The following is an 11301-nucleotide window of genomic DNA, read 5'->3' as shown; positions in this document are numbered from 1 at the left end:
GGCGTGTTCGGCGGGATCGTCGCCGCCTACCCCTATATGAAGAAGCACGCGCTCAACTTCTGGCACGTGATGGACGCCGCCGCTCCGGGCTTTCCGCTCGGGCTGATCCTCGGCCGGATCGGAGACATCGTCGTTGGCGACCACCTCGGGGGCCCGTCCGACCTGCCGTTCGCCTTCCGGTTCACCTCGTTCGACGTCGCACACCCGGACCCGAACCCGGCCTGCTTCGTGTCGGGCTGTCACCAGACCGCGTTCTACGACCTCTGGAACGCGCTGATCCTGCTTCCCGTGGTTCTCTGGGTCGGGCGCAAGCCGCGACCGGATGGATTCCTGATCATGTTCACGGCAACCTGGTACGGCAGTGTCCGGTTCTTCGTCGACTTCGCGCGCGATGCCGACCTCTATCTCGGGTTGCGTGGCACGCAGTGGGTGTCACTCGCGCTGTTCCTGGTGGGATCGGCGTATCTGCTCCGGCTCAACCGGCGCGGACCGAAGGCTCCGGCGCCGGAGATCGAGACGCCCGCCCCGCCGGCCGAGGCCTGAGCCAATCAGAACCCGGGGAAGGCGGTCCGTACCCTCTCGACCGTCGCCCGGTTCGGACCGATGATCAGGACGACGCGATCGCCGTCGCGGAGCACCGCCCCGGCGCCGTCGTCCGATTCCCAGCCGCGCCCCACCGCGCCCGCAAGACGCATGTCGCCGCCCTTGTTCCCGAAGCGATCGGGCAGCCATCGGCCCAAGATGTCGGTCGCCTCGCGCGCCTCGGACTCGGAGTCCCACGCGGTCGATGCGGCGACGACGACCCCGGTGGCCGATTCGGCTGCGGCGAAGCGGCCGCCGTCCCATCCCGCGCCGGCCCGCTCGGCGTCGCCTCGCGTCATGAACTGATCGACGATCAGCCGGACGTCGAACTCGCCGATGCCTCCACCTTCGAGGCTCTTCCACCCCTGCCCGAGCACCTTCGCCACGTCTGGGACCGTCACGGCGGTCGGCTGGTCGCGCGTGCCCGTGTACTTCGTCACGTGCAGCACTTGCTCGGTCGATGTCGGCGGGTCCTTGTACGCGGCGTCCACGGCCGCGATCCCGCCGTTATCGAGCAGCGCCCGGACGAACACGACGCCCTGCTCGTAGGGGAACAGAAGCGAGCGACGGATCACGTCGGGGGCCTTGTCGAGCGCGTCGCTCGGCGCCTGCGTGCTCTCCGCGAAGAACTCCTGCAATTCACTCGGAGTTAGGTACTCCTGCGCGTAATTCCCCATGAGCACGGTCGCGTCGCCCTCGACCAGGGTGAGGTACGCGAGCGCCTCGTCGTCCTTGCGCTCTTCCGAAAGCTTGTCGAAACGCGTGAGGTCGAAATGCTGGTCGGTGAGTGCATGCGTGTACTCGTGTGCGAGGAGCACACGGTCGAGCGGGGTGGGATCGTTGGCATCGCCGCCGACGACGAGCTTCTTGGACTTGGTGTCGTAGAAGCCGGCGATCTGCTCGGTCTGGACCTCGAGGAGGATCTTGTAGAGATCCTCCTGCGGCTCCACGAGGCCGAAGGCCGTGAGCACCTTGTCGAACTCGTCGATCTCCGCGCGCGGGTTGTCGGTCGAGAACTGCTTCTCGACGCGCTCCCGCAGCTGGGCGGCGCTCAAGATCTGCGCCTCGACCTTCTTCACGAACGCGAGCTCACGGAGCTGCGCGACCGCCGACGCGATGCGCTCGAGCACGGTTCCTCCGGACTCCGGTGCGCGGCGCTCGAGCGCGTCCACCTCGGCCTGGAGCTCGGCAACCCGGTCCCGGAGACGAGCCTGCTGATCGGACTCGTCCTTGACCCGGAGCGCGGTGATGGCATTGATCGCGAGCGAGACGGCGAGTGCGACGGCCAGGGCGCCGACGATGGCCGGCTTCGGCGGGCCGGAGGGGCCTCCGGGCGGTCGCCGGCCCGGCGGGTCGGGTTCCGGGCGAGGCGCGCCCCAGGGCGTCTGAGGCGGCGGAACGGGCGGCGGAGGCGGTGGCCCCGCGCCCGGCGGGAAGCTCACTGCGAGCCGGCGAGGATCCGGACGACTTCGTCGTCTTCCAGCCGGCGGAACGTGCGGCGCGGCCGGGCCCTATCGAGCACGGCCACCTCGAGCTTCTGCGGGTCGAGCTCGCGGTTCGGGTCGCTGGCGGACAGGGCCTTCGCTCCGACCGTCAGCGATTCCTCGAAGTTCATGCCGCTGCGATACTCGGTGCCCATGGTGGTGGCCAGCGCTTCGGCGTGTCCGCCCATCGCGACGAAGCCTTGCTCGTCGGTGACGCTGCCGTCGTAGAGCACGTGGAAGAGCTCGTCGGATTCCTGGCTCTCGCCGAGCTGCGCCACGAGGAGCTCGACCTCGTACGGCTTCATCTCTTGGGTGAAGATCGTGCCGAGCGCTTGCGCGTACGCGTTGGCGATCGCCTTCGCGGTTACGTCCTCGCGTCCATAGACGTAGCCGCGCATGTCGGCGAGCCGTACGCCGGCGATGCGGAGGTTCTCGAACTCGTTGTACTTGCCGACCGCGCAGAACGCCACCCGGTCGTACAGCTCGGAGACCTTGTGCAGCGTGCTCGACGGATTCTCTGCAACGAACATGACCCCATCGGTGCCCTCGATCGCGAGGATCGACTTGCCGCGTGCGATGCCCTTGCGCGCGTAATCCGCGCGGTCCTTCATGAGCTGCTCGGGCGAGACGTAGTAGGGCATCGGGCTCATGCCGGCGACTCCCCCGTGGCGGCGATCTTGCCGATCACGTCGGCCACGACCGGGCGCAACGCGTCGTCGGTGACCTCCTCGTAGCCGCTGTTCGTGACGGTCGCGACGACCGGGAAGATCCCGCGCGCGAGGTCTGGGCCCCCGGTGGCGACGTCCTCCTCGCTCGCGACGGTGAGAGCCTCGACCGCGGCTCGGATCGCTTGGTCGCGGCTCAAGCCGCGGAACCAGCTCGTGCGCAGCGCGCTCCGAGCGTCCTTCCCGCCGGAGCCGGTCGCGTGGTAGTTGGAGTCCTCGTAACGGCCGCCGACCGCGTCGTACCGGAAGATGCGGCCTGCGGTGCGCTTGCGGTCGAACCCGGCGAACAGCGGGACGACGATGAGGCCCTGCATCGCCATCGGGAAGTTGGCCTTGATCATCTGCGCGAGCTTGTTGGCCTTGCCCTCGAGGCTCAGCACCTCGCCCTCGACCTTCTCGTAGTGCTCGAGCTCGGTCTGGAAGAGGCGCACCATGTCGATGGCCGGGCCGGCCGCGCCTGCGATCGCGACGGCGGAGAAGTTGTCGGCCGGGAAGACCTTGACGATGTAGCGGTCGGCGATCTGGTAGCCCTCGGTCGCGCGCCGGTCGCCGGCCATGACCACGCCGTCGGCGAAGGTCAGCGCGAGGATGGTGGTGCCTTGGGGGACGGTGAGCGGCTCCTTGCCGGTGGGGTCTTTCGGTGGCAGGGCCTGGGGCTGGGCGCCGTTGAGGAGGTCGGCGAACGAGGGGTTCGAGTTCGGGGCGAAGGCCGCCCTGGTCCAATCAGCTCCCCAGTCGCTCATGCGACGGAGAGTATGTACGGAGCGGCGTGTTCTTGCACGTCGTCCTCGAAACCGTCTCGCTCCACGTAGTCGATCGCTCGCCGAAGGGAGGTCGCGTTCTCTTGGAACTGCCCCAGACCGCCGTTGCATCCGAAGCACAAGATGCCGCGGACCTTGCCGGTGCGGTGGTTGTGGTCGACATGCTCCGCAGGCCGTGAGCGACAGATCGCACAGACACCGCCCTGCTGCCGGATCCGTTCATCGACCTCGGCGGCACCGATGCCGTAGCGACGCTTGAGGTGATAGTGGCGAGAGCCCCCGTAAAGGCGATCCTTCGACTCCCTTCCGCGCGCGTTGTGACACGGCTTGCAGTAAGGGTGCCTGCCGTCCTTGTAGTTCTTGTTGCGGGGAAAATCCTCGGATGACTTCAGCTTCTTGCAGTCTGGACAACGCTTTTTCGCGCTGAAGAGCGAGTCCTGCGGCATCCGCTACCCCTTCTTGCCGTTGTCCGAGTTGCGTTCATTGTCCGCCTTTTTGGACGTACGACCGAATAAACTCCTCGGCGTTCTCCTCCAAGACAGAGTCGATCTCGTCGAGGAGCTCGTCGATCTCTTCCTTGATCTCCTCGCCCTTCTTGGTGATCTGACCGGCGTCGCCCTCGGCGGCGTCGCCGTCGCCACCGTGCTTGTGAACCTTCTTCTTCTGTTCGCCGCCCTTGGCCGCCATCGGGCCTCCCTTCGCAACAGGCTCAATTGTACGCGCTGGCTATGACAGGAACCGAGAAAGAAATACCGCCTCTACCTGCGGTTTCGACCGTCGAAGGCTCAGCCTTGAAGCTTGTCGAGTAGCTCTCTCGCGTCGGTCACCGAGTCCAGCAGGTCCTTCACGTGGGCCTCGGTCCCGCGAAGCGGCTCGGGCATCGGGACCCGCTGCAGAGATTCGGCGCCGACGTCGAAGATCACCGAGTCCCACGACGCGGCGGCGATCTGCTTCGCGAACTGCGCGAGGCAGCGGCCGCGGAAGTACGCGCGGGTGTCGAGCGGCGGAACATCGATGGCGCGGTCGATCTCCTCGTCGGTCACCAGACGCTCCAGGCGGCCCTGCCGCTCGAGCACGTAAGCCAAGCCCTTGGACCGGCGGACGTCGTGGTACTGGAGATCGAGCATGTGCAGCTTCGGGTCGCTCCAGTCGAGGTCGTGCTTCTCGCGATAATCCGAGAGCAGCTTGTACTTCGCCACCCAGTCGAGCTGGGTGGCGAGGTTCATCGGCTCGGACTCGATCGTGGTGAGCACCGCTTCCCACCGCGCCATGACCTCGGCCGTCCATGGGTCGGGGTCGTGCGCCGCGAAGTACTTCTCGGCCATCTCGAAGTAGCCCCACTGGACGTCCACGGCCCGCACGGACCGGCCGTCCTTCAGCCGCACCGTGAGCTTGCACGACGGGTCGTGCGAGATCGCGCGCAGCGACTGCACGGGGTTCTCGAACGACAAGTCCTCGAGGATCTGGTCGTCCTCGATCATCCGCAGCGCGATCGCCGCGGTGCCGGTCTTGAGGAGGTTCGACACCTCGCTCATGTTCGCGTCGCCGATGATCACGTGCAGGCGGCGGTACTTCTCCGGGTCGGCGTGGGGCTCGTCGCGCGTGTTCACGATAGGCCGTTTGAGCGTCGTCTCCAGCCCCACCTCGGCCTCGAAGAAGTCCGCCCGCTGCGAGACCTGGTAGGGAACGTCTCCGCCGCGGGTGGAACCGCCGAGGAAGCCCGCGCCGGTGAAGATCTGGCGGGTCACGAAGAACGGCATGATGTCGTGCGCGATCTTCGTGAACGGAACGGCTCGATCGACGAGGTAGTTCTCGTGGGTGCCGTAGGACGTGCCCTTGCCGTCGGTGTTGTTCTTGTAGACGATCATCCGGCCGCCGCCGGACATGATCTCGGTGGCCCGCGCGATCGAAGACTCGAGGATCCGTTCCCCCGCCTTGTCGTACATCACGAGCTGGCGCGGGCTGGTGCATTCGGGCGTCGAGTACTCGGGATGCGCGTGATCGACGTAGTAGCGAGCGCCGTTGGTGAGGATCACGTTCGCGAGGCCGAGGTCCTCTTCGGTCGGGGCCGGGGCCTCGCGCACGGGCTCGAAGCCGCGCGCGTCGCGGAGCGGCGACTCCTCCTCGTAGTCCCATCGGACGCGGCGGAGCGTCTGCGCGGCATAAGAGTTGATCAGCAGCGACGAGGCGAGGACCGGGTTGAAATCGGCCGAGTTCGGGACGGTGATCCCGTATTCGGTCTCGATCCCCATCACCTTCGGGATGCTCAACCGTTCCCCCTGTCAGGCGAAAAACCGCCGGGGCCGGCCAGGCGGCCGGCTCGACCATGGTATCCCCGTACCGCGCTAGAGGTACTGACCGGTGTTGACGGTCTCGATCGACCGGCCGGCGGTCTCCTGCCCGAGCAAGGTACGGACGTAGACGATGCGCTCACCCTTCTTGCCGGAGATGCGCGCCCAGTCATCCGGGTTCGTGGTGTTGGGCAGGTCCTCGTTCTCCTTGAACTCGGCCCTGATCGCGAGGAAGAGATCCTCCTCCTTGATGCCCTTCTCCCCCACCTCGAGGTAGCGTTTGATCGCTTCCTTCTTGGCGCGGGCCACGACGTTCTCGATCATCGCGCCGGAGTTGAAGTCCTTGAAGAACAGGATCTCCTTGTCTCCGTTCGCGTACGTGACCTCGAGGAACCGGTTCTCGTCGCTCTCGTCGTACATGCGCTTCACGGTCGCGTCGATGATCGAGCCCACGGCCGCCTGCCGGTCGCCGCTGTGACGCTTGAGCGTCTCGTCGTGCAGCGGAAGCCCCGGAAGCAGATAGATCTTGAAGATCTCCGCGGCGGCGTTCACGTCCGGACGCTCGATCTTGATCTTGACGTCGAGCCGGCCCGGCCGGAGGATCGCCGGGTCGATCATGTCCTCGCGGTTCGACGCGCCGATCACGATAACGTTCGACAGGGTCTCCACGCCGTCGATCTCCGAGAGCAGCTGCGGAACGATCGTGTTCTCCACGTCGGAGGACACACCGGAGCCGCGGGTGCGGAAGATCGAGTCCATCTCGTCGAAGAAAACGATGACCGGGAAGCCTTCCTCCGACTTCTCCTTCGCGCGCTGGAAGATCAGGCGGATCTGGCGCTCGGTCTCGCCGACGTACTTGTTCAGTAGCTCGGGACCCTTGATGTTCAGGAAGTACGACCGGGCGTTCTCCTGGCCGCTCTTCTCGGCGATCTTCTTCGCCAGGGAGTTCGCCACCGCTTTGGCGATCAGCGTCTTGCCGCAGCCCGGCGGGCCGTACAACAGGACGCCCTTCGGCGCCTTCAGCTGGTGCTCGGCGAACAGGTCGGCGTGCAGGAACGGCAGCTCGACCGCGTCGCGGATCGACTCGATCTGGCCGCCCAGGCCCCCGATGTCGGCGTAGGTGATGTCGGGGACCTCTTCGAGCACGAGCTCTTCGACCTCGGGCTTCGGGAGGCGCTCGAACACGTAGCCGGACTTCGGATCCATGAGCAGGTTGTCACCGGCCCGCAGGTGTTGCGTCATCAGCGGGTCGGCGAGCGAAACGACACGTTCCTCGTCCGCGTGCCCGACCACGATCGCTCGGTTGGCGTCGAGGATCTCCTTGAGCTGGACGACCTCACCGGACACCTCGAATTGACGGGCAGCGATGATGTTCATGGCCTCGTTGAGCATCACTTCCTGGCCCTTGACGAGGCTCTTCGGATCGATCTCGGGGTGCGCGGCGACGCGAAGCTTTCGTCCGCCGGTCGTGATGTCGACGGTGCCGTCCTCGTTCGTCGCGAGGTAGGTGCCGAAGCCCGACGGCGGCGCCGTCAGCTTCTCGACCTCTTCCTTCAGCGCGACGATCTGCTCGCGCGCTTCACGGAGCGTCGAGGCGAGACGGTCGTTCTGGGACAGCGCTTGCGCGAGCTGCGTGCGCGTCTCGGCGAGCTTGTCCTCGAGGATCTTGACTTGACCCGGCGCGTCGCGGAGGCGACGGCGCAGCAACGACGTCTCCTCCTCGAGGAACTTCAGCTGTGTCTGAAGCTCGTTCACCTGACGCTCGAGGTGGCGCCCTTCCGACTCGTGAGCGGAACCCGGCACCCGACACCTCCTTGGTACATCCCTCGCTCGAAAGTCCCCGATCGACCTCGGGATTATCGCACCCGAGTTCCTACCGTGAATGGGTTATCGTCCGCGTTCGTCCTCCGTATTAGCCCTTCGAAAAAGTTCCTTGCCGGTAACATCACTTGTTAACACTTCCGGACACTTTTTGACGCTACTCCCGGCCACGGAGAGCGTCAACGACATGGAGTCAGCGATCCAAGCCGAAAAAACGGGCGATGGTGACGAATCCCGTGTGAGCCACCATCCGGTGGTCCGGACGCACCGAGGCGCCCTCGACGTGCCACGTCCGCACGAGGACCTCGCGGGTGACGATCTCACCCAGGCCTGCTTCCCGGAGTGCTTCGGTCGTCTGCGAAACCTGCGTGGTGGTCGGCACGTACGAGCAGAACATCGCCCCGGGACGCATCGCGGTGAGCGCCCTGGGCAGGACGCGCCACGGCTCGGGGAGGTCGAGCACCACGCGATCGATCTCGACGTCGAGATCCGCTTCGGTGACGTCGCCGAGCCGCAGATCGAGCTCGTCGGGGATCTTCCCGAGGAACGACTCGACGTTCGAGCGCGCCTTCGCGGCGAAGTCCTCGCGGAGCTCGTAGGAGATCACGCGACCTCGCTCCCCCACCGCGCGCACGAGCGCGAGCGTCATCGCGCCCGACCCGGTCCCGGCTTCGAGCACGGTCGCTCCCGGATGGATGTCGGCCTCGACGAGGATCATGCCGATGTCCTTCGGGTAGACGACCTGGGCGCCGCGCGGCATCTTCAAGATGAAGTCGGCGAGCGAAGGCCGGAACGCGATCAGCGGCGCGCCCGAAGACGCGGCGAGTCGTATCCCTTCGGGCGAGCCGAGGATCGCGTCGTGCTCGACGAAGCCCTGGTGGAAGTGGAAGCGCTCACCCGGCCGCAGCGTGATCATGTACCGACGGCCGCGACGGTCGACGAGCATGACGCGCTCGCCGGGCTCGAACGGCGTGCTCACGACGTGCCTTTCGTGCCCGCCTTGGCGCGCAGCTGCTTCTTCGCGCGGCAGTAGGCGCACACGTCGCCGGTGGTCGACTGCCCGCACTCGTTGCAGGCGCGCAGCTCGACCGTGTCCTCGCTCGCGAACAGGGGCGCAACCTTGTCGAGGTAGCCGAAGAAGAACTGCTGCTTCGTGCCGGGACTGCGCGCCTCCATCAGATTGAGCGCGTCCTTGTACCGAAGCGCCGTGTTCCCGGCCACGAGCGGGCATTCCTCGACGATGTAGTCGATGCCGCGGAGGATCGCGTACGCGGCGGTCTCGCGCTCGGACACCCGGTACAGGGGTTTCACCTTCTTGGAGAGCTTCGCGTTCGTCGACGGGAGGGCCGGCGATTGCCGGGCGATGTACTCGGTCTGCCAGTGGAGCGTGTTGCCGAGCAAGGTCGCGGCTTCGTCGTCCAGATTGTGTCCGGTCACGAGCACGTCGTAGCCCTCGCGCGTGGCCTGCAGGTTGCTCAGGTATCGCTTGGTCAAGCCGCACACGCTGCACGGCACGCGTCGCCCCTCGCGTGCGATCTGCTCGATGGTGAACCCCTCGTCGTCCTTGAGGTCCGTGACGATGAGCGTTGCGCCGCGCGCGGCCGCGTACTTCTCGCACATCTCACGGGACTCGTTCGCGTACTCCTCGCCGGTCCACAGCACGATGTGATACCCGGTGGCGTCGTATCCCATGTCGAGCAGCATGTCCCAGAGCGCCAGCGAGTCCTTTCCGCCGCTCACACAGACCAGGAGCCGGTCCTCCTTGGTGAACATCTCGTGATCGTCGATCGCCTTCGTCACCTGGTTGCGGACGTAGCGGAGGAAGCACTCGGCGCAGAAGGCGGCGTTCGCGCGCGCGACCTCGACCTTGGCCGGCGCTCGGCAGCGCTTGCACTTTGCGGCAGCGCCTGCCGGACCCCGCCCGGCGCCGCCCGAGATGACCGGACGGATCTCGACCTCGTCCGAGTCGGCGAGACGCTCCTCGCGCGTGAGCAGATCCGCCTCCCGGATGACGAGCACCGTCTCGGGATTGATCTGCAGCCGCTCGAGCAGGATGCGTACACTCGTCGGGCCGGGAACCTGGACTTCGCGGGTGGGGTTCCGGAGCTTGACCTTCATCGCATCCAACGATAGCGGCGCTATCTTTGCCCCGCACGGTTCGGCTCGTCGTGTTCCGACCCCGGCGGGCCCTTCCGTGGCTCCGCTCCCCCCTCCAGGCGGCCGGCGCTGCCGGCCACATTGAAGAGGAAGTAACCGATCAGGACGTACCACAAACCGGGCCACGCATCCGCGTTGCTCCCGCGTGAGACCCCGAGGACGAAGATCGCACCTCCCGCTCCGATGAGCGCGAACGCGAAGGCCTTGCCGAGCGTGGCCGCCCAGCGCGTCGCTTTGGCGCGGTCGTGGAGCCCTCGCCAAAGGCTTGCCCGGAGCACGCGGCCGCCGTCGAGCGGGAAAGCCGGCACGAGGTTGAAGACCGCGAGGAACAGATTCACCACCGCCAATACGCCCCAGACGCCGGGAAGGAAGCTCAGGCTCGCGTCCCGAACAGGATCGAACCCCGGATGCAGCATGAGCGACACGGCGGCAAGCACTCCGGCGATCAGCAGGCTCGTAAGTGGTCCGACGATGGCGATCCGGAATTCGTCGCCGGGCTTCTCGGCCTCCGCGCCGATCTGCGCGACGCCGCCGAAGACGAACAAGGTGATGCGACGGGCGTCGAGGCCGTGCGCGCGCGCCATGAACGCGTGTGACAGCTCGTGCGCGAGCACGAAGGCATAGAAGAGCAGCGCGATAGCGATCGAAAGGGGCAAGATCCACGCGCTGTCTCTCGGGACGATCTGGGGTGCGATCTTCGAGCGGGCCACCAGCACGAGCACAGCGAAGATGATCAGCCAGCTGGCATGAACGGCGACCTCGATCGGCCCGATCCGGAACAGGACACGGCTGCCGGAACCGGGAGGAGGCATGAGAGGACCATGCTACTCTCGCGGTGATGGGCGAGCAGCTGACGAAGACGATCCCGGCGCTGAAGGAATGGGCGTTCGTCTGCAAGCTGCTGCTCGAGGGACGACAGTCGATCATGCTCCGCAAGGGGGGCATCGACGAGAAAGGATTCTGGGTCGAGGCCGACGAGTTCTTCCTCTTCCCGACCTACTTCCACCAGATGGCCGAGAAGGTCCGTCCCGAGTTCGCGTCCGAGTGCACCGAGCTGCTCGCGACCCCGCCGCCCGAGGGCATGCTGCAGATGAGCGGCGTCGCCCGCGTCGTCGAGCACATCGAGGTGCGGCGGCCCGAAGGGATGGCGTCGCTCAAGGATCTGCATCCGTACGATGAGGAGCAGGTAGCGATGCGGCTCGAGTTCCGGCCCCGCAAGCCGCTCGTGATCCTCGCGGTCGAGGTCCGCCCGGCGTTGCAGGTCGTCGAGACGCCGATGCGCGAGGAGTTCGGCGGCTGCGTCTCTTGGGTGGACGTCGGCGTCGACCGGCCCGCGCTCGCAGCGCCCGCGCTTCCGATCGAGGCGGTACGGGCGACCGCCGACCGCGTCAAAGACGCGGTCGGCTAACCCTCAGCATCCCAGTTCATCGTCCGTGAGAGCGTCAGATATCGAAACGGTATCTCAGACTCTCATGGAGCC

12 protein-coding genes are annotated in these 11301 nt (G+C 66.5%); 2 read left to right on the top strand and 10 right to left on the bottom strand.

Annotation, left to right across the window (positions count from 1 at the left end; all coding sequences use genetic code 11):
* Positions 1-543: prolipoprotein diacylglyceryl transferase family protein (locus tag WEB06_02140; GenBank protein ID MEX2554412.1), on the top strand; the 543-nt coding region annotated here is incomplete at its 5' end.
* A 5-nt stretch (positions 544-548) separates the two neighbouring features.
* On the opposite strand, the gene WEB06_02135 is transcribed toward WEB06_02140, so the two are convergent.
* From WEB06_02135 to WEB06_02090, 10 genes are all read right to left on the bottom strand, one after another.
* Positions 549-2024 carry a hypothetical protein gene (locus WEB06_02135; protein ID MEX2554411.1) on the bottom strand — a complete coding sequence of 492 codons (1476 nt, stop codon included), beginning with the start codon at positions 2022-2024 and terminating at the stop codon, positions 549-551.
* Positions 2021-2716: a proteasome subunit alpha gene (prcA, locus tag WEB06_02130; GenBank protein MEX2554410.1), complete on the bottom strand. Its 696-nt coding sequence runs from the start codon at positions 2714-2716 to the stop codon at positions 2021-2023. The genes WEB06_02135 and prcA overlap by 4 nt, the downstream gene beginning before the upstream one ends.
* Positions 2713-3534, bottom strand: coding sequence for a proteasome subunit beta (gene prcB / locus WEB06_02125; GenBank protein MEX2554409.1), 822 nt, complete (start codon positions 3532-3534; stop codon positions 2713-2715). The genes prcA and prcB overlap by 4 nt, the downstream gene beginning before the upstream one ends.
* Positions 3531-3998 (bottom strand): endonuclease VII domain-containing protein, encoded by a 468-nt coding sequence (locus WEB06_02120; protein ID MEX2554408.1) that lies wholly within the window; start codon positions 3996-3998, stop codon positions 3531-3533. The genes prcB and WEB06_02120 overlap by 4 nt, the downstream gene beginning before the upstream one ends.
* 34 nt (positions 3999-4032) lie before the next feature.
* Positions 4033-4239 carry a ubiquitin-like protein Pup gene (locus WEB06_02115; GenBank protein MEX2554407.1) on the bottom strand — a complete coding sequence of 69 codons (207 nt, stop codon included), beginning with the start codon at positions 4237-4239 and terminating at the stop codon, positions 4033-4035.
* 98 nt (positions 4240-4337) lie between these two features.
* Positions 4338-5822, bottom strand: a complete 1485-nt coding sequence (gene dop, locus WEB06_02110) for a depupylase/deamidase Dop (protein ID MEX2554406.1) — start codon at positions 5820-5822, stop codon at positions 4338-4340.
* A gap of 75 nt (positions 5823-5897) precedes the next feature.
* Positions 5898-7646 carry a proteasome ATPase gene (arc, locus tag WEB06_02105; protein MEX2554405.1) on the bottom strand — a complete coding sequence of 583 codons (1749 nt, stop codon included), beginning with the start codon at positions 7644-7646 and terminating at the stop codon, positions 5898-5900.
* Between the two features lie 211 nt (positions 7647-7857).
* On the bottom strand, positions 7858-8643 hold the full coding sequence (locus tag WEB06_02100; GenBank protein MEX2554404.1) for a tRNA (adenine-N1)-methyltransferase: 786 nt from the start codon (positions 8641-8643) through the stop codon (positions 7858-7860).
* Positions 8640-9782 (bottom strand): ATP-binding protein, encoded by a 1143-nt coding sequence (locus tag WEB06_02095; GenBank protein ID MEX2554403.1) that lies wholly within the window; start codon positions 9780-9782, stop codon positions 8640-8642. Before WEB06_02095 ends, WEB06_02100 begins: the two co-directional genes overlap by 4 nt.
* Before the next feature lie 20 nt (positions 9783-9802).
* Entirely contained in the window at positions 9803-10633 is an 831-nt protein-coding gene (locus WEB06_02090; GenBank protein ID MEX2554402.1) for a site-2 protease family protein, read from the bottom strand.
* Between the two features lie 26 nt (positions 10634-10659).
* Between WEB06_02090 and WEB06_02085 the strand changes: the two genes are divergently transcribed.
* Positions 10660-11229, top strand: coding sequence for a DUF1802 family protein (locus tag WEB06_02085; protein ID MEX2554401.1), 570 nt, complete (start codon positions 10660-10662; stop codon positions 11227-11229).
* Positions 11230-11301 lie beyond the last annotated feature (72 nt).

It is taken from the genome of Actinomycetota bacterium, assembly GCA_040905475.1.
Lineage (GTDB): Bacteria > Actinomycetota > AC-67 > AC-67 > AC-67 > DATFGK01.
Note: the sequence above shows the minus strand (reverse complement) of the source record. Positions and strands in the feature narration are given on the sequence as shown.